Here is a 24,277-nt window from a genome sequence, read left to right as displayed (position 1 = left end):
TATGCAATTAAGGTTTTATGAGGGTTAAAAGTGGAAATAATAAAGCAATGAAGAGCAATTAGTTGAAAAAAAATCAAAAACCACTTATAGTAAAGTTAAAGTCAAATATAGTCAAAGTCAAGTGAAGGAGGGGGCTGAGTGGGGCAAAATATTTCCGATATCATCGAACAATATTTAAAACAAGTATTGGAACAAAACGGGAAGGAAATTTTGGAGATAAAACGAAGCGAAATAGCCGATAAGTTCCAGTGCGTTCCTTCTCAAATCAATTATGTAATCAATACGCGATTTACAAGTGAACGCGGATACATTGTTGAAAGTAAACGAGGCGGCGGAGGATATATCCGCATTATTAAAATTAAAATGAACGACAAAATCGATTTGATCAATAACATAATGGATCAAATCTACACAAGGCTTTCACAAGCAGCTTCAGATGACATCATTTTAAGACTGTTGGAAAATGGAGTGATCACAGAAAGCGAAGCAAAATTGATGGTCAGTGTGATGGATCGTTCTGTTTTATATATTGATTTACCTGAACGTGATGAATTAAGAGCGAGAATGATGAAAGCCATGCTTACGTCACTTAAATTTAAATAAAGCGGGTGAAAAGCGTGATATGTCAAGAATGTAATGAAAGACCGGCTACTTTTCACTTTACAAAAGTCATTAACGGAGAAAAACAGGAAATGCATATTTGTGAACAATGTGCGAAGGAGAACAGTGAATCATATTCTATGAGTGAAAACAACGGATTTTCGATCCATAATTTATTATCCGGACTTTTAAATTTTGACTCATCTTTTACAAACACCGGGGAGGCCCAGCTGTTTCAACAGCCGGAACAAGTCCTGCGTTGCAAAAAGTGCAATATGTCATTTTCGGAATTCCGCAAAACGGGGCGTTTTGGATGCTCTGAGTGCTATAAAACGTTTCACTCTTACATCACCCCGATTTTAAGAAAAGTTCACAGCGGCAACACTGTCCATGCCGGAAAAATTCCTAAGCGAATCGGCGGAAACCTGCATGTCAGACGACAAATTGAAACGCTGAAAAAAGAGCTGAAAGAACTGATTCAGCAGGAAGAGTTTGAAAAAGCGGCCAGTGTCAGGGATCAAATCAGATCCCTTGAACAAAACTTGAACGCTAATCAAAAGGAGGGGGAAGACTGATGTCACTGCAGCATTTTATTCAGGATGCTTTAAGCAATTGGATGCGGCAGGAAGGCCCTGAAAGTGACATCGTGCTGAGCAGCCGGATCCGTCTTGCCCGGAACTTGGAGAAAGTCCGCTTTCCTACCCTTTTCTCAAATGAAGAGGCTTCAGCGATTATCGCACTTTTTGAAGAACAATTCACCGGATATGAAGTGCCTGGCTTAGGCAAATTTGAGCTGGTGAAAATGGAACAGGTTCAGCCGCTGGAGAAAAGGGTCCTTGTTGAAAAGCATTTAATCAGCCCGCATTTGACAGAAGCTTCTTTTGGCGCTTGTCTTCTTTCTGAAAATGAAGAGGTCAGCATCATGTTAAACGAAGAAGACCATGTACGCATCCAATGTCTTTTCCCCGGGTTTCAGCTCACTGAGGCCTTAAAAGCGGCAAATCAAGTCGATGATTGGATTGAAGAAAGAGTCGATTATGCTTTTTCAGAACAACGAGGATATTTGACAAGCTGTCCTACAAATGTAGGAACGGGGCTCAGGGCATCGGTCATGATGCACCTTCCTGCTCTCGTGTTAACTAGGCAAATCAACCGAATTATACCGGCAATCAATCAATTGGGCCTTGTTGTGAGAGGAATTTACGGTGAAGGCAGCGAAGCATTAGGGAATATCTTTCAAATCTCGAATCAAATCACTCTTGGAAAGTCGGAGCACGACATTGTTGAAGACCTTAACAGTGTGGTTGCGCAATTAATCGAACAGGAACGGTCTGCGAGAAGAGCGCTTTATCAGACTTCGCAAATCGAGCTTGAAGACCGTGTGTACAGATCCTACGGCGTTTTATCCAACTGCCGGATGATCGAATCAAAAGAGACGGCAAGATGCCTCTCAGATGTTCGTCTTGGAATTGATCTCGGAATTATTAAAGGTCTTTCCAGAAATATATTAAATGAACTGATGATTCTGACTCAGCCCGGCTTCCTTCAGCAATATTCGGGGGGCGTATTAAGGGCCAACGAGAGAGATATCAGGAGAGCAGCCCTCATTAGAGAACGATTAAAATTAGAAAATAACGGCAATAGACAGGAGGATGAAACGATATGATGTTTGGAAGATTCACAGAAAGAGCACAAAAAGTATTGGCCCTTGCCCAGGAAGAGGCTCTGCGTCTCGGGCATAATAATATTGGAACTGAACATATCCTGCTGGGCCTTGTCCGCGAAGGTGAAGGAATCGCGGCAAAAGCGCTGCAGGCGCTGGGGCTGAGCCCTGATAAAATTCAAAAAGAGGTAGAAAGCCTGATTGGCCGGGGGCAGGAAATGTCCCAGTCGATCCACTACACACCTAGGGCGAAAAAAGTAACAGAACTAGCGATGGATGAAGCGAGAAAGCTCGGCCATTCATATGTCGGAACCGAGCACATCCTCCTGGGATTAATACGTGAAGGCGAAGGCGTCGCTGCCAGAGTGCTGAATAATCTGGGCGTCAGCTTAAATAAAGCAAGACAACAGGTGCTGCAGCTTTTGGGCAGCAATGAAAGCGGAGGAGGCGCCTCAGGTGCTAACAGCAATGCCAACACACCTACTTTGGACAGTCTCGCACGTGATTTAACCGCTATTGCTAAAGAAGACAGCCTTGATCCTGTCATCGGACGGAGCAAAGAGATTCAGCGCGTCATTGAAGTTCTGAGCCGCAGAACGAAAAACAACCCTGTATTAATCGGGGAGCCAGGCGTAGGAAAAACGGCGATAGCTGAGGGCTTGGCCCAGCAGATTATCAATAATGAAGTACCTGAAATCTTGCGCGACAAGCGGGTTATGACGCTTGATATGGGAACTGTCGTCGCAGGTACAAAATACCGCGGGGAGTTTGAAGACCGCCTTAAAAAAGTGATGGATGAAATCCGCCAGGCGGGAAACATCATCCTGTTTATCGATGAACTTCATACATTAATCGGCGCCGGCGGCGCTGAAGGCGCAATCGACGCGTCCAATATTCTGAAACCGTCTCTTGCGCGCGGAGAGCTGCAATGTATCGGGGCCACAACTCTAGACGAATATCGTAAATACATTGAAAAAGACGCGGCCCTCGAACGGCGCTTCCAGCCGATTCAGGTTGATCAGCCTTCACCTGAGGAAAGCATTCAGATTTTGAAAGGCTTGCGTGACCGCTATGAAGCCCATCACCGTGTATCCATTACAGATGAAGCGATCGAAGCGGCCGTGAAGCTGTCAGACCGTTATATTTCTGACCGTTTCCTGCCTGACAAAGCGATCGATTTAATCGATGAAGCCGGTTCAAAGGTTCGTCTGCGTTCATTTACAACGCCTCCTAACCTGAAAGAGCTTGAACAAAAACTCGATGAAGTCCGCAAAGAAAAAGATGCCGCAGTTCAAAGCCAGGAATTTGAAAAAGCAGCGTCTTTGCGTGACACAGAACAGCGTTTGCGCGAACAGGTAGAGGAAACGAAGAAAACGTGGAAAGAAAAGCAAGGACAAGAAAACTCCGAAGTGACAGTCGATGATATTGCGATGGTCGTATCCAGCTGGACCGGAGTGCCGGTTTCAAAAATCGCCCAGACTGAAACAGATAAGCTGCTGAATATGGAAAGCATTCTTCATTCACGTGTTATCGGTCAGGATGAAGCGGTTGTCGCCGTTGCGAAAGCTGTAAGGCGCGCTCGTGCGGGTCTAAAAGATCCGAAGCGTCCGATCGGTTCGTTTATCTTCCTTGGTCCGACAGGTGTAGGTAAGACTGAGCTTGCCCGCGCTCTTGCCGAATCGATTTTCGGCGATGAGGAAGCGATGATTCGCATCGATATGTCAGAGTATATGGAGAAGCATTCGACATCACGGCTCGTCGGTTCTCCTCCGGGATATGTCGGCTATGATGAGGGCGGACAGCTTACTGAAAAAGTAAGAAGAAAACCTTATTCTGTCGTCCTGCTCGATGAAATTGAAAAAGCTCACCCCGACGTCTTCAATATTCTGCTGCAAGTGCTTGAAGACGGCCGTTTGACCGATTCAAAAGGACGTACAGTCGACTTTAGAAATACGATCCTGATTATGACGTCAAACGTCGGCGCAAGCGAACTGAGAAGAAATAAATACGTCGGATTTAACGTACAGGACGAAACGCAGAACTACAAAGATATGAAAGACAAGGTCATGGGCGAATTAAAACGCGCCTTCAGACCGGAATTCATCAACCGGATTGATGAAATCATCGTTTTCCACTCCTTGGAGAAAAAACATTTGAAAGACATCGTCTCCCTCATGTCAGACCAATTGACAAAGCGTCTGAAAGAACAGGATCTTTCAATTGAACTGACAGAAGCGGCCAAAGAAAAAATCGCCGAAGAAGGGGTAGACCTTGAATACGGGGCCCGTCCGCTCAGAAGGGCCATCCAAAAGCATGTCGAAGACCGGCTGTCTGAAGAGCTCTTGAAGGGCAACATTACAAAAGGACAGCACATCGTGCTCGATGTGGAAAACGGAGAGTTTGTCGTAAAAACCGAAGCGAAAACGAACTAATATAGAGAAAAGAGAAAGAGGCATACGTGTAACAGGTATGCCTCACTTTCTTATAAAGGGAGATTTAAAAAAACAATGGCTAAAACAAAGACTAAATTTATCTGTCAATCATGCGGCTATGAATCTCCAAAATGGATGGGGAAATGCCCGGGCTGCGGCGCATGGAACACGATGGTCGAAGAAACGATTAAAAAACCGGCCGCCAACAGAAGAACCGCATTTTCTCATTCCGTTCAAAGGGTTCAAAAACCGTCGCCCATCTCATCAATCGAAACGTCAGAAGAACCGCGGATCAAGACGAATCTCGGCGAATTTAACCGCGTGCTGGGAAATGGCATCGTCAAAGGCTCGCTTGTCTTAATCGGCGGTGATCCAGGCATCGGAAAATCGACTTTGCTGCTCCAGGTTTCCGCGCAGCTTGCCGATTTAAATGAAAACGTCCTGTACATATCAGGGGAGGAATCTGTCAAACAAACGAAATTAAGAGCGGACCGGTTAGGCATCAACAGTTCAACTCTGCACGTTTTATCTGAAACCGATATGGAGTATATTACGTCTTCTATAGAAGAGATGAATCCTTCTTTTGTTGTGGTGGATTCAATTCAAACCGTTTATCAAAGCGACATTACCTCAGCTCCGGGCAGCGTATCCCAAGTGAGGGAATGCACCGCAGAGCTGATGAGACTCGCCAAAACAAAAGGAATTCCGATATTTATCGTCGGACATGTTACGAAAGAAGGCTCGATTGCCGGGCCGAGACTGTTGGAGCATATGGTCGACACCGTCCTTTACTTTGAAGGGGAAAGGCATCACACTTTCCGGATTTTAAGAGCCGTCAAAAACCGATTCGGCTCGACAAATGAAATGGGAATATTTGAGATGAGGGAAGAGGGCCTTACTGAGGTGCTGAACCCGTCGGAAATTTTTCTTGAAGAACGCTCGGCGGGAGCGGCCGGGTCAAGTGTTGTAGCATCAATGGAAGGAACGAGGCCGGTTCTGGTCGAAATTCAGGCGCTCATTTCACCTACAAGCTTCGGAAATCCGCGGAGAATGGCCACCGGCATTGATCATAACCGCGTCTCGCTGCTCATGGCTGTATTGGAAAAAAGAGTCGGCCTGCTGCTTCAAAATCAGGATGCCTATTTAAAAGTCGCCGGCGGAGTAAAGCTTGATGAACCGGCGATAGATCTTGCCGTGGCGGTCAGCATTGCTTCAAGCTTTAGAGATACACCTCCCCATCCGACGGATTGTTTTATCGGCGAGGTGGGCCTTACCGGAGAAGTCCGCAGAGTATCTAGAATCGAACAGCGGGTTCAGGAAGCGGCAAAGCTTGGGTTCAAAAGAATGATTATTCCCGCCGCAAATTTGGAAGGATGGACCAAACCGAAAGGAATTGAGGTCGTCGGTGTTGAAAATGTAGCTGAGGCTCTTCGAACTTCATTAGGAGGATCATAATAGATGGAAAAAGAAAAAAAGGGAGCGAAACATGATCTATCAGAAATTTTGCAGTTTGTCGCGCCGGGAACGCCCCTCCGCGAGGGGATTGAAAATGTGCTGCGGGCGAAAACCGGCGGGTTAATCGTTGTTGGATATAACGACAAGGTAAAAGAAGTGGTCGATGGCGGATTTCATATCAATTCTTCTTTTTCCCCCGCTCATTTGTACGAGCTTGCCAAAATGGACGGCGCGATTATCTTGAGTGACTCAGGTCAGAAAATCCTTTATGCCAATACACAGCTTATGCCTGAAGCGACAATCCCGTCCTCAGAAACGGGAATGCGGCACAGAACCGCCGAGCGTGTGGCAAAGCAGACAGGATGTCTGATCATTGCCATTTCTGAAAGACGAAATGTCATTACGCTTTATCAGGAAAATATGAAATATATTCTCAAAGATATCGGCTTTATTTTAACTAAAGCCAATCAGGCGATTCAGACGCTTGAAAAATACAAATTGATTTTGGACAATGCGATTTCAACTTTAAGCGCTTTGGAGTTTGAAGAGCTTGTCACATTTGGTGATGTGATTTCCGTCTTGCACCGGTATGAAATGGTGCTCAGAATCAAAAATGAGATTAACATGTACATTAAAGAGCTGGGGACTGAAGGCCATTTGATCAGGCTTCAAGTAAGCGAGCTGATCACAGACATGGAACAGGAAGCGGCGCTTTTTGTTAAAGATTATGTTAAAGAGAAAATCAAAGACCCGTTTGTCCTTCTGAAACAGCTTCAGGATATGTCGAGCTTTGAGCTTCTGGATGATTCCATACTGCTGAAACTTCTCGGTTATCCGGCCGCAACGAATATGGAGGAATATGTATTTCCGCGAGGCTACAGACTTCTTCACAAAATACCCCGACTCCCTATGCCGATTGTCGAAAATGTCGTTGAAGCGTTCGGCCATTTAAAACTGATTATCGAGGCGGATGTAAAAGAATTGGATGAAGTGGAAGGAATTGGGGCCGTCCGTGCCCAAAAGATAAAGAAAGGGTTAAAAAGGCTTCAGGAAAAACATTATATTGATAGGCAGCTGTAAGAAATTTTTTCTGAAAATGATTAAAAATTGCAATTTATGGGTATATTATTTTTACTTTTTGTTTTCCCCTTTACAGATGAAAGCAGCTGCATTCATAAAAAAATAACCGTAAACAAAGGAGGTGAAGGTATGTTGAAACGAATAGTTCAAGCGTTCTTTGCGATTATAGGAGGCGTTATCGGTATATTTCTCATACCGGAATTGTTTATGCTGTTGAACGTACAGGACATACCTTTAGTAACAAACCCGTATACGTCCGCTTGTTTGGGAGCCGTCATCTTTTTTCTTCTGGGCATCTGGTGTGCGGATCATGTGATCAATTGGGTGAAAGGGATTGAGGATTCTCTAATAAAAGCTCCTGTATCAGATTTGTTGTTTGGCTCTTTAGGATTAATCTTCGGACTCATGCTAGCTTATCTTATCGTCAACGTTATTCCGTTAAAGAACATCCCATATCAGCTGATCGGCACGGTGATTCCGATTGTCCTGGCCGCTTTTCTGGGCTATCTCGGGTTCCGGGTAGGCTTTAAGAAGAAAGATGAGATGCTCACTCTCTTCTCATCCCGCAAGAAGAAAGGCGCGGCAGAAGAAGAGCGTACAGAACAGGACAAAAAGCTGAAAATTTTAGATACAAGTGTTATTATAGATGGGAGAATTGCTGATATTTGTCAGACCGGTTTTCTAGAAGGTGTGATTGTGATTCCGCAGTTTGTGCTGGAAGAGCTTCAGCATATCGCCGACTCCTCTGATGTCCTGAAACGAAACAGAGGACGAAGAGGACTTGATATTTTAAACCGGATTCAAAAGGAACTGGATATCAAAGTTGAAATCTATGAAGGCGATTTTGAAGACATTCAAGAGGTCGACAGCAAATTGGTCAAGCTGGCAAAACTGACTTCGGGAGTCGTCGTCACAAACGATTTCAATTTAAATAAGGTATGCGAGCTTCAGAAGGTAGCCGTATTAAACATTAATGATTTGGCCAATGCTGTCAAACCTGTCGTGCTTCCAGGGGAAGAAATGAAAGTACAGGTTATTAAAGACGGTAAAGAACATAATCAGGGCGTGGCGTATTTGGACGATGGCACAATGATTGTCGTGGAAGAGGGACGAAACTATATCGGCAAACATATTGATGTGCTGGTGACCAGTGTGCTGCAGACAGCGGCCGGCAGAATGATTTTCGCCAAGCCGAAGCTGCTGGAAAAGGCGCTTTAAAAAGGGAGACAGAAGATGAATTACGAAGTCGTCATTCCCGCTGCCGGACAAGGCAAGCGAATGAATGCCGGGAAAAACAAACTGTTTATCGAGGCAAAAGGACTGCCAGTCATTATCCATACATTAAAGGTGTTTGAAGGCCATGACGCCTGCAAAAGGATCATCCTCGTCATCAATGAACAGGAATTCGGAGAATTCGAGATCCTTTTGAAAAAGCATCATTTCACGACTCCGATCGAGATCATTCCGGGCGGGAAAGAACGTCAGCAAAGCGTGTTTCAAGGAATTAAAGCTGCTGGAAAAGAAGAGATCGTTCTCGTTCATGACGGAGCCAGACCCTTTATCAAACGGGAGCATATCGAACAGCTCGTCATGAAAGCAAGACAGACGGGCGCAGCGATCGTTGCCGTACCTGTAAAAGACACGATAAAACGCGTTCAAGACAAAGAGGTAGCCGGGACGATTGAACGTTCAAGCTTGTGGGCCGCTCAAACCCCACAAGCTTTTCGTCTTTCTATTTTGATGAACGCACATATCCAAGCGGAAGCAAATGGCTTTCTGGGGACGGATGATGCGAGTCTGGTCGAGGAAGCCGGAGGGAAGGTCGCCATTATTCATGGGGATTATCAAAATATTAAGCTGACGACCCCTGATGATCTGCTTGTTGCAGAAGCGATATTAGAAGCGGAAAGAAGGAATGAACATGTTTAGAATTGGTCAAGGATTTGACGTTCATCAGCTCACAGAAGGCAGACCGCTCATTATAGGGGGAGTAACCATTCCTTATGAGAAAGGGCTTCTGGGACATTCAGATGCTGATGTGCTGTTACATACGATTGCAGACGCCTGTCTTGGTGCAATAGGCGAAGGCGATATCGGCAAGCATTTTCCGGATACTGATCCGGAATTCAAGGACGCTGATTCGTTCAAATTGCTCCAGCATGTGTGGAATCTTGTGAAAGAAAAAGGCTACACGCTTGGAAATCTTGATTGCACAATTATTGCCCAAAAGCCAAAGATGGCTCCATATATCGAAGACATGAGGGCAAGAATTGCCGAAGGTTTAGAAGCGGAAAAATCGCAAATTAATGTAAAAGCGACAACAACAGAAAAGCTCGGATTTACGGGCAGGGCTGAGGGGATCGCCGCTCAGGCTTCCGTTCTGCTCCAAAAGGCATAATTCATTTTGAAGAGCATTTCATTTGATGATAGAATAAGAATAAATTTGAACTCTGATTGAGATGAAAGGAAGTTTGACAGATGGGAAACGAAGTTCGGGTCCGTTATGCGCCGAGTCCAACCGGCCATTTACATATCGGAAATGCAAGAACAGCTCTCTTCAACTATTTATTTGCCCGCAGCCAAGGCGGAAAGTTCATTATCCGCATTGAAGATACGGATCGAAAGCGGAACATTGAAGGCGGAGAGCAAAGTCAGCTTAACTACTTGAAATGGCTTGGCATCGATTGGGATGAGAGCGTTGATGTCGGCGGAGAATATGGACCGTACCGCCAATCTGAAAGAAACGACATATACAAAACATATTATGATGAGCTTCTTGAAAAAGGCCTCGCCTATAAGTGCTATTGTACGGAAGAAGAGCTTGAAAAAGAACGCGAGGAACAGGCGGCCCGAGGAGAGATGCCGCGCTACTCCGGAAAATGCCGCCATTTGACTGAAGAAGAGCAGGAAAAGCTTGAGGCTGAAGGAAGGCAGCCGAGCATCCGCTTTAAAGTCCCTCAAGGGGAAGTCATCACTTTCAAGGATATTGTCAAAGATGAAATTTCTTTTGAAACTGACGGCATCGGCGATTTTGTTATCGTTAAAAAAGACGGAACGCCTACCTACAACTTTGCGGTAGCGGTCGATGACTACTTAATGAAAATGACTCATGTGCTTCGCGGAGAGGATCACATTTCAAATACGCCGAAACAAATTATGATATACAATGCGTTTGGCTGGGATATTCCGACTTTTGGACATATGACGCTGATCGTCAATGAAAACCGCAAAAAGCTCAGCAAACGCGATGAATCCATTATTCAGTTCATCGAACAGTATGAAGAGCTCGGCTATTTGCCGGAAGCGCTGTTTAACTTTATCGGACTGCTTGGATGGTCTCCGGTCGGAGAAGAAGAGCTGTTTACAAAAGAACAGTTTATTGAGATCTTTGATGTCAACCGTTTGTCAAAATCACCGGCCGTGTTTGACGCGCATAAGCTGAAATGGGTCAACAACCAGTATGTGAAAAAGCTTGACCTTGATCAGGTCATCGATCTGACGGTTCCCCATTTGAAAAAAGCCGGCAAAGTATCTGAAGAACTTTCCGAAAGCGAACAAGAATGGGTCCGCAAGCTGATTTCCCTTTATCAGGATCAATTAAACTACGGCGCCGAAATCGTCGAGTTAACAGAGTTGTTCTTTAAAGAAGAAATCCAGTATAATCGTGAAGCAAGGACTGTTTTGGATGAAGAGCAGGTGCCTGAAGTGCTGAGTGCATTTGCCGGCAAGCTCGGGGAGCTGGAAGAGTTTACGGCTGACCAGATCAAAGCATCCATCAAAGCGGTTCAAAAAGAAACAGGGCATAAAGGGAAGAAGCTGTTTATGCCGATCCGCGTAGCGACAACCGGCCAGACGCACGGTCCGGAGCTGCCGCAGTCCATTGAATTATTAGGGAAAGACACTGTTTTAAAACGTCTGAATACATTGATCAATAAGTAAAATCGTTGACAGGGAGAAGTATAAAGCCAGCGGCCTTTAAAGAGAGAGTCTTCATCGGCTGGAAAAGACTTAAGCGCCCGGCTTTAGAAATGCGCCTCTTGAGACCTTTGAAGAACGTTTAAGAAACAAGTATTCAAAGGCGGTATCCGCCGTTATGGGATTTAAGTTGGGAAAACAGGTCTGCTGTTTTCTAAACAGAGTGGAACCGCGTGTTTAAAGCGTCTCTGTCATTAGACAGAGGCGCTTTTTATATGGTTTTAGTTAAAGAGCTGATAGAAGAAAGCAGGAAGCGGGGAACGGGGGGAATCATGTGTTCTTTAAAATGCTGAAAGAAGATGTAGATGTCGTTTTTGACCAGGATCCGGCTGCAAGAAGCTACATCGAAGTCATATTAACATATTCAGGTTTACATGCTATATGGGCACATCGAATTGCACATGCTTTATATAAGAGAAAAAGGTTTTTTATCGCGAGAGCAATTTCTCAAATCGCCCGCTTCTTCACGGGAATTGAAATTCATCCGGGAGCGAAGATCGGCAGACGCTTTTTCATAGATCACGGGATGGGGGTTGTGATCGGCGAGACCTGCGAGATCGGGAACAATGTGACCGTCTTTCAGGGCGTCACGCTCGGAGGTACCGGAAAAGAAAAAGGGAAGAGGCATCCGACAATAGAGGATGATGCCATGATATCAACCGGTGCGAAAGTGCTCGGCTCGATTACGATCGGAAGAGGCTCGAAAATCGGCGCCGGTTCCGTTGTTCTCCACGATGTGCCTGAATGTTCAACTGTTGTCGGCATCCCCGGACGCGTCGTGGTCCAAAACGGAAAGAAAATAAAACGCGACCTGAACCATCAGGATTTGCCGGATCCGGTTGCTGATCGTTTCAAAGAATTGGAAAAAGAAATCAGGCAGCTGAAACAGGCGCTTCAGAGAAAAGAAAGGGAAGATGAGTTGTGACCATTACACTTTATAATACACTGACAAGAAAAAAAGAGCCGTTTGTGCCTCTTGAAGAAGGCAAGGTCAAAATGTATGTATGCGGCCCGACCGTATACAATTACATTCACATTGGAAATGCAAGGCCGGCCATCGTTTATGATACGGTCAGAAAATACTTGGAGTATAAAGGCTATGATGTTCACTACGTCTCAAACTTTACAGATGTAGACGACAAATTGATTAAAGCGGCAAACGAGCTTGGAGAAGAAGTGCCGGTCATTGCCGAACGCTTTATTAAAGCTTATTTTGAGGATGTCGGATCGCTCGGCTGCTCAAAAGCCGACTGCCATCCGCGCGTCACTGAAAATATGGACGACATCATTGACTTTATTCAGACGCTTATTGATAAAGGCTATGCATATGAAGCGGACGGTGATGTTTACTATAAAACAAGGTCATTTAAAGATTACGGAAAGCTTTCACACCAATCGATCGATGAATTAAGATCCGGCGCCCGGATTCAAGTGGGCGAGAAAAAAGAAGACGCGCTCGACTTCGCATTATGGAAAGCCGCCAAAGAAAACGAAATCTCTTGGGAGAGCCCATGGGGCAAAGGCCGTCCGGGCTGGCACATTGAATGCTCTGCCATGGCAAGAAAATATTTGGGGGATTCAATCGATATTCATGCCGGCGGTCAGGATTTGACCTTCCCTCACCATGAAAATGAAATTGCCCAGTCTGAAGCGTTAACCGGAAAGCCTTTTGCAAAATATTGGCTTCATAACGGCTACATCAATATTGATAATGAGAAAATGTCAAAATCACTCGGGAATTTCGTGCTTGTCCATGACATCATTAAAGAGCATGACCCGCAAGTGCTGCGGTTTTTTATGCTTTCCGTTCATTACAGACATCCGATCAATTATTCGGTCGAACTTCTTGAAAACACAAAAAATGCTTTTGGCCGCTTAAAAACGGCTTATAGCAATTTGCGCCACCGCCTGAAAAGCAGTACAAATTTAACAGAGGGCGATTCCGAATGGCTTGAAAAAATCGAGGAGCAGCGAAAAGCCTTCGAAACGGCAATGGATGATGACTTTAATACGGCCAATGCGATTTCTGTCCTGTTTGACCTGGCTAAACATGCGAACTACTACCTGCAGGAAAAGAATACCGCTGAACACGTCATACAGGCATTTCTTAACCTGTTTGACGAAATTTGCTCGGTTCTTGGTTTTTCGCTTCAGGAGCAGGAGCTGCTTGACGCGGAAATTGAAGAACTTATCGAAAAGAGAAATGAAGCCCGCAGAAACAGAGACTTTGCCACTTCCGACCAAATTCGTGACCAGCTGAAAAGCATGAACATCATCTTGGAGGATACTCCTCAAGGAACGCGCTGGAAAAGAGGAGAATCATAAACATGAATTTGGACACCATTAAAGATGCCAAACAATTAAATGGTTTGGCGCTTGCTTACATGGGTGATGCCGTTTTGGAGATATACGTCAGGCATCACCTGTTAAAGCAGGGAATGACAAAGCCCAATGATTTACACAAGCAGTCAAGCCGCTATGTTTCCGCAAAATCACAGGCGAGCATGCTGTTTGCTCTTGAAGAGCAGGGATTCTTCACCGAAGAAGAAAAGGCTGTACTAAGAAGAGGGCGAAACGCAAAATCCGGAACCGTGCCTAAAAACACGGATGTCCAAACATACCGATACAGCACGGCTTTTGAAGCTGTTATCGGCTACCTCTTTCTGGAGAAAAAGGAAGCGCGGCTTGAAGAGCTTATCAAAAAAGCGTTGGAAAAACGGGACGGCAGGGAGGAAATCAAATGAGTCAGCAGCACGACTACGTCATAGGCAAAAACGCGGTCATTGAGACGTTAAAATCCGGCCGTGAACTTTACAAGCTATGGATGGCGGAAAACACGGTGAAGGGACAGGCTCAGCAAGTCGTTGATCTCGCAGCTAAAAAAGGCATCACGATTCACTATGTCCCGCGCAAAAAACTCGATCAAATGGTTTCTGGCCAGCATCAGGGCGTCGTCGCTCAAGTCGCGGCTTATGAGTACGCCGAATTGGAAGACCTTTTTCAAAAGGCCGAGGACAGGGACGAACAGCCGTTTTTGATCGTGTTGGATGAAATCGAAGACCCGCATAATCTTGGATCGATCATGCGTACGGCTGACGCTGTCGGGGCCCATGGCATTATTATTCCGAAAAGGCGTGCCGTCGGCCTTACGACAACTGTCGCAAAAGCCTCGACAGGAGCGATTGAGCATATCCCGGTAGTGAAAGTGACGAACCTTTCGCGGACATTGGAAGAATTGAAAGAGCGGGGCGTATGGATCGTCGGCACCGATGCTTCAGGCCGGCAGGACTACAGGTCGCTGGATGGAAACATGCCTCTCGCGCTTGTGATCGGCAGCGAGGGCAAAGGCATGGGAAGGCTTGTCAAAGAGAAATGTGATTTTCTCATCCGCCTCCCGATGGCAGGAAAAGTCACATCCCTAAACGCTTCAGTTGCAGCCGGACTGCTGCTGTATGAAGTGTACCGTAAACGAAGCCCCCTGGGAGAATAGAAAAGGATGGACATCCTGTTAGTCGATGGCTATAACATGATCGGGGCATGGCCACAGCTGAAGGATCTAAAAGCGAACAGTTTTGAGGAAGCAAGGGACCTTTTGATTCAAAAAATGGCGGAATATCAATCTTATACCGGTTATCGGGTGATTGTCGTATTCGATGCGCATCTTGTAAAAGGAATCGAGAAGAAAAGGATCAATCACCGCGTGGAGGTGATCTTCACGAAGGAAAATGAAACGGCTGACGAACGGATTGAAAAGCTTGCGTCAGATCTGAACAATATCCAGACGCAAATCCATGTCGCCACATCAGATTATACCGAGCAGTGGGCGATCTTTGGACAGGGAGCGCTTCGAAAGTCTGCGAGGGAGCTGCTGAGGGAAGTTGAAGCGATCGAAAGAAAAATTGAAAAAAGGGTAAAAAAAATTACGTCCGAGCGTCCCGCCGGAAAGATTCCTTTATCAGAGGATGTCTTAAAGATATTCGAAAAATGGCGGCGGGGCGACTTGGAGTAGGTTGACGCTTTTTTGCCCATTACTGTATAATATTTCTATCTACGTGCGGTCGGGGGGATCGGAGTGAACTTACAAAACAACCAGGGAAAATTCAGCAAAGAACAGTTCAACAAAGAACGGTTTTGCCAGTTGGAAGACGAGCAGGTCATTGAAATGGTTCATGTCGGAGACAGTGATGCGTTAGATTACTTGATTACAAAGTACCGTAACTTTGTAAGGGCAAAAGCGAGATCCTATTTTCTGATAGGGGCTGATCGTGAGGATATCGTTCAGGAAGGCATGATTGGACTCTACAAATCTATCCGTGATTTTAGAGAGGACAAGCTGACTTCATTTAAAGCTTTTGCAGAATTGTGCATTACCCGCCAAATTATTACCGCTATTAAAACAGCTACTCGCCAGAAACATATTCCGCTGAATTCTTATGTGTCGCTGGACAAGCCTATTTATGACGAAGAGTCAGACCGGACGCTTCTTGATGTAATTTCAGGAGCCAAAGTGATGAATCCGGAGGAACTGATCATCAATCAGGAAGAATTTGATGACATCGAACTGAAAATGGGCGAACTGCTCAGCGATTTGGAAAGAAAAGTTCTTACGCTCTATCTCGACGGAAGATCCTATCAGGAAATATCCGAAGAATTAAACCGCCATGTAAAATCAATTGATAATGCGCTCCAGCGCGTCAAAAGAAAGCTGGAGAAGTACCTGGAGCTCCGCGAAATCAGCTTGTAGTCAATGCCTACGGCATATTGACATCAATTTTGGGACTGTGATAATGTTACTAAAGAAATGATTGTCCAGAAAAAGGTGTAGACATGAAGAAAAAAATAACGTTGGCCTGTAAAAATTGCGGGAACCGTAATTATACGACAATGAAAAGCTCCGCAGCTTTGGCTGAACGACTCGAAGTAAAGAAATACTGCAATAACTGCAATTCACATACAGTACATCTGGAAACAAAATAGGATTTTTGTTTTTAGGTTGTGGAGGTTTCTTACCATGGGTATTATGAAATTCTTTAAGAATGTCGGAAAAGAAATGAAAAAGGTCACATGGCCTAAAGGAAAAGAATTAACGCGCTATACCATCACTGTTATTACCACCGTTATCTTTTTCGCCATTTTTTTCGCATTGATCGATTCAGGAATTACGCAATTAATTCGTTTAATAGTTGAATAATGATCAGCATAACGTGTTATAATAGATCTTAATATGACTAGCCAAAAAACCCGTTCAACGGGTTTTTTCATTGTTTCAAAATATGAGGCTCGTATAAAAGAAAGCGTCAGTTTCCCGGTACGGCCAATAAACATTAAGGTGTGGGGAGGGAAGGACTTTAAAGGGTCCTGAATGAGAATGGAAAAGAAATGGTATGTTGTGCATACGTACTCCGGCTATGAAAACAAGGTAAAAGCGAATTTGGAAAAACGGGTCGAATCGATGGGTATGCAAGATAAAATCTTCCGCGTCGTCGTGCCTGAAGAAGAAGAAACAGATATTAAAAACGGCAAGAAGAAAGTTGTGAAAAAGAAAGTCTTCCCTGGCTATGTTCTTGTAGAGCTTGTCATGACGGACGATTCCTGGTATGTTGTGCGGAATACGCCGGGTGTGACGGGATTTGTCGGATCTGCCGGATCAGGCTCGAAGCCGACGGCTCTCCTTCCGGGCGAAGCCGAAAAAATTCTGAAGCGCATGGGGCTTGAAGAACGGAAAACAGAAATTGACTTTGAATTGAAAGAAACCGTGAAGGTGATTGACGGGCCGTTTGCTGATTTCACAGGGACGATCGAAGAAATCGACCATGATAAAAACAAAGTCAAAGTATTCGTTAACATGTTCGGGAGAGAGACCCCTGTTGAACTTGAATTTACTCAAGTTGACAAATTGTAACGGAAAAGCGCTTGAAATCACTATATAAAAGTGGTAATATACAAAGGTGCGTCTTGGCAAATTGGTCAAGGCAGCTAGCTTGATATTTTCATCATTCATATAAAGAATGAGACCTTGAGTGGGAGGGTTCACCCTATTACCACATCACGGACTTAAGGAGGTGTGTCTCGTGGCTAAAAAAGTAGTTAAAGTTGTGAAATTGCAAATTCCTGCTGGAAAAGCGAATCCAGCTCCGCCAGTTGGTCCTGCATTAGGTCAAGCCGGTGTTAACATCATGGGATTCTGTAAGGAGTTCAACGCTCGTACATCTGACCAGGCTGGTCTTATCATTCCTGTAGAAATTTCGGTTTACGAAGACCGTTCATTTACATTTATCACAAAAACTCCGCCTGCTGCTGTATTGCTTAAAAAAGCGGCTGGAATTGAGTCAGGTTCTGGTGAGCCTAACCGTAATAAAGTCGCAACCGTTAAACGCGATAAAGTACGTGAAATCGCCGAAACAAAAATGCCTGACTTGAATGCGGCAGATGTTGAAGCGGCTATGCGTATGGTTGAAGGAACTGCCCGCAGTATGGGTATTGTGATCGAAGACTAATTTTTTGTTTCTTTGTGGGTTGCGAGTTTGGATCAGACAAGTTCGCAACCCTTATTCGTGGGAGGTTATTCCGCTAAAACCACTAAGGAGGAAATTTTAAAATGGCAAAAAAAGGTAAAAAGTACGTCGAAGCTGCCAAGCTTGTAGACCGTACAAAAGCTTACGATGTAAACGAAGCGATTGAGCTCGTGAAAAAAACAAACACAGCTAAATTCGATGCTACTGTTGAAGCGGCATTTCGTTTAGGTGTTGACCCTCGTAAAAACGACCAGCAAATCCGCGGTGCGGTTGTTCTTCCAAACGGAACAGGAAAAACTCAGCGCGTCCTTGTTTTCGCTAAAGGAGAAAAAGCGAAAGAAGCAGAAGCTGCTGGTGCAGATTATGTAGGCGATACAGATTACATCAACAAAATCCAGCAAGGCTGGTTTGAATTTGATGTGATCGTTGCGACTCCTGACATGATGGGTGAAGTCGGTAAAATCGGACGCGTGCTTGGACCAAAAGGTCTTATGCCAAACCCTAAAACAGGAACAGTAACATTTGAAGTTGAAAAAGCAGTTAAAGAAATCAAAGCGGGTAAAGTTGAATACCGCGTTGATAAAGCCGGAAACGTACATGTTCCAATCGGTAAAGTGTCATTCGAAGAAGGGAAGCTTGTTGAAAACTTCGCGACAATGTATGACACAATTCTAAAAGCGAAACCTGCTGCTGCTAAAGGTGTATACGTGAAGAATGTATCCGTTACATCTACAATGGGACCTGGAATCAAAGTGGACCCTTCAACTTTCAACGTAAAATAATATTGACTCGCATCACACGTTCTGATATAATTCAAAACGTTGTAAAATAAAATATGTCCATTTATACCGTAGACAGTAGGTGCCCCAAAGGCTTAATTTCCTACCGAGGTGTATATATATCACAGCTTTTACGCTACGTATGCTTGTATATACAGCCTCCATGTCGAATGGAGGCTTTTTATATGGAACCCGTCGTTAAAGAACGTGATCACCAAACGGTATAAGTGTTACACATGAATCTAACAGGAGGTGTAACCATGAGCAGCGCAATTGAAACAAAAAAAGTTGTTGTTGAAGAGATTACTTCTAAACTGAAAGAAAGTAAATCAACGATCATCGTTGACTACCGCGGTCTTAACGTATCTGAAGTAACAGAACTTCGTAAACAGCTTCGCGAAGCTAACGTTGAGTTCAAAGTTTACAAAAACACAATGACTCGCCGTGCGGTAGAACAAGCTGAACTTGATGGTTTGAACGATTTCTTAACTGGACCGAATGCGATTGCATTCAGTACTGAAGATGTTGTCGCTCCGGCTAAAGTTCTTAACGAGTTTGCTAAACAGCATGAAGCTCTTGAAATCAAAGCTGGCGTTATCGAAGGCAAAGTGTCTACTGTTGAAGAAGTGAAAGCTCTTGCTGAACTTCCATCACGCGAAGGCTTGCTTTCTATGTTGCTTAGCGTACTTCAAGCTCCAGTTCGCAACCTTGCTCTTGCTGCAAAAGCTGTGGCAGATCAGAAGGAAGAACAAGGCGCTTAATTCAATCAGTTATTAAAAATTAAAACAAATGGAGGAATTACAAATGGCTTTAAATATCGAAGAAATCATTGCTTCCGTTAAAGAAGCAACTGTTCTTGAGTTGAACGACTTAGTAAAAGCAATCGAAGAAGAATTCGGCGTAACTGCTGCTGCTCCTGTAGCTGTAGCTGGCGGAGCTGCTGCCGGTGCTGCTGAAGAGAAAACTGAATTTGATCTTATCCTTGCTGGTGCAGGAGACCAAAAGATCAAAGTTATCAAAGTTGTGCGTGAAATCACTGGTCTTGGCTTGAAAGAAGCTAAAGAACTTGTTGACAACACTCCAAAACCTCTTAAAGAAGGTATTGCGAAAGAAGAAGCTGAAGAGCTTAAAGCTAAACTTGAAGAAGTTGGCGCTTCTGTAGAAGTTAAGTAATCTTCGCCTAATCTTTAGGGGAAAGCTCGCTTTTAAAAGCGGGCTTTTTCTTTGCTAAATAATGAGTCCTTTCCGCATAAGATAAGCCATCTTGTTTCAAGATATTCAGAGAGTTCACCAACTGAGGAGGTTCTAGGATGACTGACCATTATTATTCGGAAAAACCTTCAGCAAAAAGCAGCAGAAAAACGTGGACATTCCAATTAAGAAACCGGGCGTTTGCATTTATCAGCGACAGCGGAGTCTTTTCAAAAAAAGAGGTGGACTTTGGTTCCAGACTGCTGATTGAAGCTTTCCGTGAACCTGATGCAGACGGTGATTTTTTGGATGTGGGCTGCGGCTACGGCCCGATTGGCCTTTCTCTTGCTGCGGATTTCGAAGATCGAACGGTTCATATGATCGATGTCAATGAAAGAGCTGTCGAACTTTCAAAGGAAAATGCGTTAAATAATCAGATCGTGAATGTTGAAATTTATCAAAGTGATCTGTTTTCCAACGTCGAACCTGCAAAACAATTCGCTTCCATTATCACCAATCCCCCCATACGAGCCGGGAAAAAAACCGTACACGCCATTTTTGAAAAAAGCGCTGAACACTTAAGACCTTCTGGTGATTTGTGGGTCGTCATTCAGAAAAAACAAGGCGGACCTTCTGCCATTGAAAAATTAAAAGAACTTTTTGCGGATGTTGAAGTCGTCCAGAAAAAGAAAGGCTATTATATCCTCAGAGCAAAAAAAGTTTGACTCGGATTTTCAGCTATGTTAACATTATAAAATGCCAATGTATATATTTTGCCTGCCGTTTTTAAGAAACGCCCAGGCTTGTATAAAATATACATTTATGGGAACACTAATAAAATCGGTATTTTGTTTTTGGATGTGGTTTTCTAAATTAGAAACCCTTTTTTCTTTTGTCTTGTAAAAGTATTTCTTACATATATGAGGGAGAAATACTTGTTACACATATATTACGCATGATTTGAGGGGTGAATCAGTTGACAGGTCAACTAGTTCAGTATGGACGACACCGCCAGCGCAGAAGCTATGCACGCATTAGCGAAGTGTTAGAATTACCAAATCTCATTGAAATTCAAACCTCTTCTTATCAGTGGTTTCTTGATGAGGGGCTTAGAGAGATGTTTCAAGACATATCGCCAATTGAGGATTTCACTGGTAACCTCTCTCTGGAATTTATCGACTACAGCTTGGGTGAGCCTAAGTATCCGGTAGAAGAATCAAAAGAACGAGATGTGACTTACTCAGCACCGCTGCGGGTCAAAGTTCGCTTAATCAACAAAGAGACCGGCGAGGTTAAGGACCAGGATGTCTTTATGGGCGATTTCCCTATTATGACTGACACTGGAACCTTCATTATTAACGGTGCGGAGCGTGTTATCGTATCTCAGCTCGTCCGTTCTCCAAGTGTATATTACAGTGGTAAAGTAGACAAAAACGGTAAAAAAGGTTTTACTGCGACTGTCATTCCAAACCGTGGCGCATGGTTAGAATACGAGACTGATGCGAAAGATGTTGTTTATGTCCGCATTGATCGCACACGTAAGTTGCCGGTTACGGTTCTTTTGCGTGCTCTTGGCTTCGGATCTGATCAGGAAATCATCGATCTGATCGGTGAAAACGAGTACTTGCGCAATACACTTGATAAAGATAATACAGAAAACACCGACAAAGCGCTGCTTGAAATCTACGAGCGCCTCCGTCCGGGAGAGCCGCCGACAGTAGAAAACGCGAAAAGCTTGCTTGATTCCAGATTCTTTGATCCAAAAAGATATGATCTTGCAAGTGTAGGACGCTACAAAATTAATAAAAAGCTTCATATCAAAAATCGCCTTTTCAACCAGCGGCTTGCTGAAACGCTTGTGGATCCTGAAACAGGTGAAATCCTTGCTGAAAAAGGAGCGATTTTAGATAGAAGAACCCTTGACAAAGTGCTGCCATACCTGGAAAACGGAATCGGTTTTAAAAAGCTGTATCCAAATGGCGGAGTAGTCGAAGATGAAGTGACGCTTCAATCTATTAAAATTTATGCTCCGAATGACCCAGAAGGGGAGCAGACGATCAATGTGATCGGAAATGCTTATATCGAAGAAGGCGTAAAAAACATTACACCTTCCGACATTATTTCTTCCATCAGCTATTTCTTTAACCTGCTTCACGGAGTAGGCGATACTGATGATATCGACCATTTAGGAAACCGCCGTCTTCGTTCCGTAGGCGAGCTTCTGCAAAATCAGTTCAGAATCGGTCTCAGCAGAATGGAGCGCGTTGTTCGTGAAAGAATGTCCATTCAGGATACAAACACGATTACGCCTCAGCAGCTGATTAATATTCGCCCTGTCATCGCGTCAATTAAAGAGTTTTTCGGAAGCTCTCAGCTTTCTCAGTTCATGGATCAGACGAATCCGCTTGCTGAGCTGACGCATAAACGCCGTTTATCAGCCCTTGGGCCAGGTGGTTTGACGCGTGAACGCGCCGGAATGGAAGTGCGTGACGTTCACTACTCCCACTATGGCCGGATGTGTCCGATTGAAACGCCTGAGGGTCCGAACATCGGACTGATCAACTCGCTTTCTACATTTGCGAAAGTGAACCGGTTCGGCTTTATTGAAACGCCTTACCGCCGCGTTGATCCTGAGACTGGAAAAGTAACGCCGAGAATCGATTATTTGACGGCTGATGAAGAAGATAACTATGTAGTGGCACAAGCAAACGCCCGCCTTAATGAAGACGGTTCATTTGTAGACGACAGCATCGTCGCCCGCTTCAGAGGGGAAAACACCGTTGTCCCTAAAGACCGCGTTGATTACATGGACGTTTCGCCTAAACAGGTTGTTTCTGCGGCGACTGCATGTATTCCTTTCTTGGAGAACGACGACTCCAACCGCGCCCTGATGGGAGCGAACATGCAGCGTCAGGCTGTTCCGCTTATGCAGCCTGAGTCTCCGATCGTCGGAACTGGAATGGAATATGTATCTGCGAAAGACTCCGGCGCCGCCGTTATTTGCCGCCACCCGGGTATCGTTGAACGGGTAGAAGCGAAAAACATTTGGGTGCGCCGATACGAAGAAGTAGACGGACAAAAAGTAAAAGGAAACCTTGATAAATACAGCCTGCTGAAATTCGTCCGCTCCAACCAGGGAACGTGCTACAATCAGCGTCCGATCGTAAGCGTCGGAAACGAGGTTGAAAAAGGTGAAATTTTAGCTGACGGTCCATCTATGGAAAAAGGCGAGCTTGCCCTGGGACGCAACGTCATGGTCGGCTTTATGACATGGGATGGCTACAACTATGAGGATGCCATCATCATGAGCGAACGCCTTGTAAAAGACGACGTTTATACGTCTATCCATATTGAAGAATACGAATCAGAAGCCCGGGATACAAAACTCGGACCTGAAGAAATCACCCGTGATATTCCAAACGTCGGTGAGGATGCTCTCCGCAATCTGGATGAGCGCGGAATTATCCGCGTTGGTGCTGAAGTAAAAGACGGAGACCTGCTGGTAGGAAAAGTAACACCAAAAGGGGTTACAGAGCTTACAGCGGAAGAACGCCTGCTTCATGCCATTTTCGGAGAAAAAGCGCGCGAAGTCCGTGATACGTCACTCCGTGTTCCGCACGGCGGCGGCGGTATCATCCTTGATGTGAAAGTCTTCAACCGTGAAGACGGAGATGAACTTCCTCCTGGCGTCAACCAGCTTGTCCGCGTGTATATCGTTCAGAAGCGTAAAATTTCTGAAGGGGACAAAATGGCCGGACGTCACGGTAACAAAGGTGTTATTTCGAAGATTCTTCCTGAAGAAGATATGCCGTATCTTCCAGACGGAACACCGATTGACATCATGTTAAACCCGCTCGGCGTTCCATCGCGTATGAACATCGGGCAGGTACTGGAGCTTCACCTTGGTATGGCTGCACGCCGTCTCGGCCTGCACGTCGCATCACCGGTATTTGACGGTGCCCGTGAGGAAGACGTTTGGGAAACGCTTGAAGAAGCCGGCATGTCAAGAGATGCGAAAACCGTCCTATATGACGGCCGTACCGGAGAGCCATTTGATAACAGGGTTTCCGTGGGTATCATGTATATGATCAAACTTGCCCACATGGTTGATGACAAACTCCATGCCCGTTCAACTGGTCCTTATTCACTCGTTACCCAGCAGCCTCTCGGAGGTAAAGCGCAGTTCGGCGGACAGCGCTTCGGTGAGATGGAAGTATGGGCGCTTGAAGCTTACGGCGCAGCATACACGCTTCAAGAAATTCTTACTGTTAAATCCGATGATGTCGTGGGTCGTGTGAAAACATACGAAGCTATTGTAAAAGGCGACAACGTTCCAGAACCGGGTGTTCCGGAATCATTCAAAGTATTGATTAAAGAGCTTCAAAGCTTGGGAATGGACGTCAAAATTCTGTCAAGTGATGAAGAAGAAATTGAAATGAGAGACTTGGAAGACGATGAAGATGCAAAACAAAACGAAGGCCTTTCATTAGCCAATGATGAAGAAGCTGAAGAGTTTGTTTCTGCCGACGCAGAACGCGATGTCGTCACAAAAGAATAAACGATTTTTTACGCAAGTGACATGGGTAT

The 24,277-nt window shown here is 44.8% G+C and carries 24 protein-coding genes, 1 pseudogene and 2 other annotated features; all 25 genes and pseudogenes read left to right on the top strand.

The features are described from left to right. The first annotated feature begins 138 nt into the window (after positions 1 to 138). Positions 139 to 603 (top strand): CtsR family transcriptional regulator, encoded by a 465-nt coding sequence (locus BTR1S_RS18025; RefSeq protein WP_006640288.1) that lies wholly within the window; start codon positions 139 to 141, stop codon positions 601 to 603. Between the two features lie 14 nt (positions 604 to 617). Then, on the top strand, positions 618 to 1,175 hold the full coding sequence (mcsA, locus tag BTR1S_RS18020; RefSeq protein WP_029418445.1) for a protein-arginine kinase activator protein McsA: 558 nt from the start codon (positions 618 to 620) through the stop codon (positions 1,173 to 1,175). Next, the gene (gene mcsB / locus BTR1S_RS18015; RefSeq protein ID WP_006640290.1) at positions 1,175 to 2,266 is read left to right on the top strand and encodes a protein-arginine kinase McsB; all 1,092 of its coding nucleotides are present in this window, start codon (positions 1,175 to 1,177) and stop codon (positions 2,264 to 2,266) included. Before mcsA ends, mcsB begins: the two co-directional genes overlap by 1 nt. Beyond that, positions 2,263 to 4,695, top strand: coding sequence for an ATP-dependent protease ATP-binding subunit ClpC (gene clpC, locus BTR1S_RS18010; protein ID WP_006640291.1), 2,433 nt, complete (start codon positions 2,263 to 2,265; stop codon positions 4,693 to 4,695). Before mcsB ends, clpC begins: the two co-directional genes overlap by 4 nt. A 75-nt stretch (positions 4,696 to 4,770) precedes the next feature. Next, the gene (gene radA / locus BTR1S_RS18005) at positions 4,771 to 6,150 is read left to right on the top strand and encodes a DNA repair protein RadA (RefSeq protein WP_006640292.1); all 1,380 of its coding nucleotides are present in this window, start codon (positions 4,771 to 4,773) and stop codon (positions 6,148 to 6,150) included. A 3-nt stretch (positions 6,151 to 6,153) separates the two neighbouring features. Then, positions 6,154 to 7,230: a DNA integrity scanning diadenylate cyclase DisA gene (gene disA / locus BTR1S_RS18000; RefSeq protein ID WP_029418444.1), complete on the top strand. Its 1,077-nt coding sequence runs from the start codon at positions 6,154 to 6,156 to the stop codon at positions 7,228 to 7,230. Positions 7,231 to 7,359: 129 nt separating this feature from the next. Further along, positions 7,360 to 8,448, top strand: coding sequence for a PIN/TRAM domain-containing protein (locus BTR1S_RS17995; protein ID WP_006640294.1), 1,089 nt, complete (start codon positions 7,360 to 7,362; stop codon positions 8,446 to 8,448). 15 nt (positions 8,449 to 8,463) lie between these two features. Then, positions 8,464 to 9,159: a 2-C-methyl-D-erythritol 4-phosphate cytidylyltransferase gene (gene ispD, locus BTR1S_RS17990; protein WP_006640295.1), complete on the top strand. Its 696-nt coding sequence runs from the start codon at positions 8,464 to 8,466 to the stop codon at positions 9,157 to 9,159. Continuing rightward, positions 9,152 to 9,628 carry a 2-C-methyl-D-erythritol 2,4-cyclodiphosphate synthase gene (ispF, locus tag BTR1S_RS17985; protein WP_006640296.1) on the top strand — a complete coding sequence of 159 codons (477 nt, stop codon included), beginning with the start codon at positions 9,152 to 9,154 and terminating at the stop codon, positions 9,626 to 9,628. Before ispD ends, ispF begins: the two co-directional genes overlap by 8 nt. Positions 9,629 to 9,708: 80 nt before the next feature. Continuing rightward, the gene (gltX, locus tag BTR1S_RS17980; RefSeq protein ID WP_029418443.1) at positions 9,709 to 11,169 is read left to right on the top strand and encodes a glutamate--tRNA ligase; all 1,461 of its coding nucleotides are present in this window, start codon (positions 9,709 to 9,711) and stop codon (positions 11,167 to 11,169) included. Then, positions 11,166 to 11,398 (top strand) — a binding site (T-box leader). Its footprint overlaps the gene before it by 4 nt. Positions 11,399 to 11,479: 81 nt before the next feature. Continuing rightward, entirely contained in the window at positions 11,480 to 12,130 is a 651-nt protein-coding gene (gene cysE, locus BTR1S_RS17975; protein ID WP_006640298.1) for a serine O-acetyltransferase, read from the top strand. After that, entirely contained in the window at positions 12,127 to 13,530 is a 1,404-nt protein-coding gene (gene cysS / locus BTR1S_RS17970) for a cysteine--tRNA ligase (protein WP_029418442.1), read from the top strand. The genes cysE and cysS overlap by 4 nt, the downstream gene beginning before the upstream one ends. A gap of 2 nt (positions 13,531 to 13,532) precedes the next feature. Beyond that, a pseudogene (locus BTR1S_RS17965) lies at positions 13,533 to 13,992 on the top strand (Mini-ribonuclease 3). Continuing rightward, positions 13,946 to 14,695 carry a 23S rRNA (guanosine(2251)-2'-O)-methyltransferase RlmB gene (gene rlmB / locus BTR1S_RS17960; protein WP_006640301.1) on the top strand — a complete coding sequence of 250 codons (750 nt, stop codon included), beginning with the start codon at positions 13,946 to 13,948 and terminating at the stop codon, positions 14,693 to 14,695. The pseudogene BTR1S_RS17965 and the gene rlmB overlap by 47 nt, the downstream one beginning before the upstream one ends. Positions 14,696 to 14,701: 6 nt before the next feature. Next, positions 14,702 to 15,214 carry a ribosome-dependent mRNA decay endonuclease Rae1/YacP gene (gene rae1, locus BTR1S_RS17955; RefSeq protein ID WP_006640302.1) on the top strand — a complete coding sequence of 171 codons (513 nt, stop codon included), beginning with the start codon at positions 14,702 to 14,704 and terminating at the stop codon, positions 15,212 to 15,214. Between the two features lie 63 nt (positions 15,215 to 15,277). Beyond that, on the top strand, positions 15,278 to 15,949 hold the full coding sequence (gene sigH / locus BTR1S_RS17950) for an RNA polymerase sporulation sigma factor SigH (protein ID WP_006640303.1): 672 nt from the start codon (positions 15,278 to 15,280) through the stop codon (positions 15,947 to 15,949). A gap of 83 nt (positions 15,950 to 16,032) precedes the next feature. Further along, positions 16,033 to 16,182, top strand: coding sequence for a 50S ribosomal protein L33 (gene rpmG / locus BTR1S_RS22160; RefSeq protein ID WP_006640304.1), 150 nt, complete (start codon positions 16,033 to 16,035; stop codon positions 16,180 to 16,182). A 34-nt stretch (positions 16,183 to 16,216) separates the two neighbouring features. Beyond that, positions 16,217 to 16,396, top strand: a complete 180-nt coding sequence (secE, locus tag BTR1S_RS17945; protein ID WP_006640305.1) for a preprotein translocase subunit SecE — start codon at positions 16,217 to 16,219, stop codon at positions 16,394 to 16,396. A gap of 177 nt (positions 16,397 to 16,573) precedes the next feature. Continuing rightward, positions 16,574 to 17,107: a transcription termination/antitermination protein NusG gene (gene nusG, locus BTR1S_RS17940; RefSeq protein ID WP_003178298.1), complete on the top strand. Its 534-nt coding sequence runs from the start codon at positions 16,574 to 16,576 to the stop codon at positions 17,105 to 17,107. 169 nt (positions 17,108 to 17,276) lie between these two features. Continuing rightward, entirely contained in the window at positions 17,277 to 17,702 is a 426-nt protein-coding gene (gene rplK / locus BTR1S_RS17935) for a 50S ribosomal protein L11 (RefSeq protein WP_003178300.1), read from the top strand. A gap of 101 nt (positions 17,703 to 17,803) precedes the next feature. Continuing rightward, entirely contained in the window at positions 17,804 to 18,502 is a 699-nt protein-coding gene (gene rplA / locus BTR1S_RS17930) for a 50S ribosomal protein L1 (RefSeq protein ID WP_006640306.1), read from the top strand. A 48-nt stretch (positions 18,503 to 18,550) separates the two neighbouring features. Next, positions 18,551 to 18,692, top strand: a sequence feature (ribosomal protein L10 leader region). A 67-nt stretch (positions 18,693 to 18,759) separates the two neighbouring features. Next, positions 18,760 to 19,260, top strand: coding sequence for a 50S ribosomal protein L10 (rplJ, locus tag BTR1S_RS17925; RefSeq protein ID WP_006640307.1), 501 nt, complete (start codon positions 18,760 to 18,762; stop codon positions 19,258 to 19,260). A gap of 43 nt (positions 19,261 to 19,303) precedes the next feature. Further along, positions 19,304 to 19,672 carry a 50S ribosomal protein L7/L12 gene (gene rplL, locus BTR1S_RS17920; protein WP_006640308.1) on the top strand — a complete coding sequence of 123 codons (369 nt, stop codon included), beginning with the start codon at positions 19,304 to 19,306 and terminating at the stop codon, positions 19,670 to 19,672. A gap of 137 nt (positions 19,673 to 19,809) precedes the next feature. Further along, positions 19,810 to 20,415, top strand: coding sequence for a class I SAM-dependent methyltransferase (locus BTR1S_RS17915; RefSeq protein WP_029418440.1), 606 nt, complete (start codon positions 19,810 to 19,812; stop codon positions 20,413 to 20,415). 251 nt (positions 20,416 to 20,666) lie between these two features. Further along, a complete protein-coding gene (gene rpoB, locus BTR1S_RS17910) occupies positions 20,667 to 24,248 on the top strand; it encodes a DNA-directed RNA polymerase subunit beta (RefSeq protein WP_006640310.1) in 3,582 nt (1,193 codons plus the stop codon). Positions 24,249 to 24,277 lie beyond the last annotated feature (29 nt).

This window comes from Bacillus sonorensis NBRC 101234 = KCTC 13918, from assembly GCF_001592005.1.
In the GTDB taxonomy this organism is placed as follows: domain Bacteria; phylum Bacillota; class Bacilli; order Bacillales; family Bacillaceae; genus Bacillus; species Bacillus sonorensis.
This window is presented reverse-complemented; position numbering and strand designations above follow the sequence as displayed.

Excerpts from the sequence above, each read along its gene's own strand:
- mcsB (WP_006640290.1), top strand. The coding sequence starts at position 1,175 with ATGTCACTGCAGCATTTTATTCAGGATGCTTTAAGCAATTGGATGCGG.
- clpC (WP_006640291.1), top strand. The coding sequence starts at position 2,263 with ATGATGTTTGGAAGATTCACAGAAAGAGCACAAAAAGTATTGGCCCTT.
- radA (WP_006640292.1), top strand. The coding sequence starts at position 4,771 with ATGGCTAAAACAAAGACTAAATTTATCTGTCAATCATGCGGCTATGAA.
- disA (WP_029418444.1), top strand. The coding sequence starts at position 6,154 with ATGGAAAAAGAAAAAAAGGGAGCGAAACATGATCTATCAGAAATTTTG.
- BTR1S_RS17995 (WP_006640294.1), top strand. The coding sequence starts at position 7,360 with ATGTTGAAACGAATAGTTCAAGCGTTCTTTGCGATTATAGGAGGCGTT.
- ispD (WP_006640295.1), top strand. The coding sequence starts at position 8,464 with ATGAATTACGAAGTCGTCATTCCCGCTGCCGGACAAGGCAAGCGAATG.
- ispF (WP_006640296.1), top strand. The coding sequence starts at position 9,152 with ATGTTTAGAATTGGTCAAGGATTTGACGTTCATCAGCTCACAGAAGGC.
- gltX (WP_029418443.1), top strand. The coding sequence starts at position 9,709 with ATGGGAAACGAAGTTCGGGTCCGTTATGCGCCGAGTCCAACCGGCCAT.
- rlmB (WP_006640301.1), top strand. The coding sequence starts at position 13,946 with ATGAGTCAGCAGCACGACTACGTCATAGGCAAAAACGCGGTCATTGAG.
- rae1 (WP_006640302.1), top strand. The coding sequence starts at position 14,702 with ATGGACATCCTGTTAGTCGATGGCTATAACATGATCGGGGCATGGCCA.
- rpmG (WP_006640304.1), top strand. The coding sequence starts at position 16,033 with ATGAAGAAAAAAATAACGTTGGCCTGTAAAAATTGCGGGAACCGTAAT.
- secE (WP_006640305.1), top strand. The coding sequence starts at position 16,217 with ATGGGTATTATGAAATTCTTTAAGAATGTCGGAAAAGAAATGAAAAAG.
- nusG (WP_003178298.1), top strand. The coding sequence starts at position 16,574 with ATGGAAAAGAAATGGTATGTTGTGCATACGTACTCCGGCTATGAAAAC.
- rplA (WP_006640306.1), top strand. The coding sequence starts at position 17,804 with ATGGCAAAAAAAGGTAAAAAGTACGTCGAAGCTGCCAAGCTTGTAGAC.
- rplJ (WP_006640307.1), top strand. The coding sequence starts at position 18,760 with ATGAGCAGCGCAATTGAAACAAAAAAAGTTGTTGTTGAAGAGATTACT.
- rplL (WP_006640308.1), top strand. The coding sequence starts at position 19,304 with ATGGCTTTAAATATCGAAGAAATCATTGCTTCCGTTAAAGAAGCAACT.
- BTR1S_RS17915 (WP_029418440.1), top strand. The coding sequence starts at position 19,810 with ATGACTGACCATTATTATTCGGAAAAACCTTCAGCAAAAAGCAGCAGA.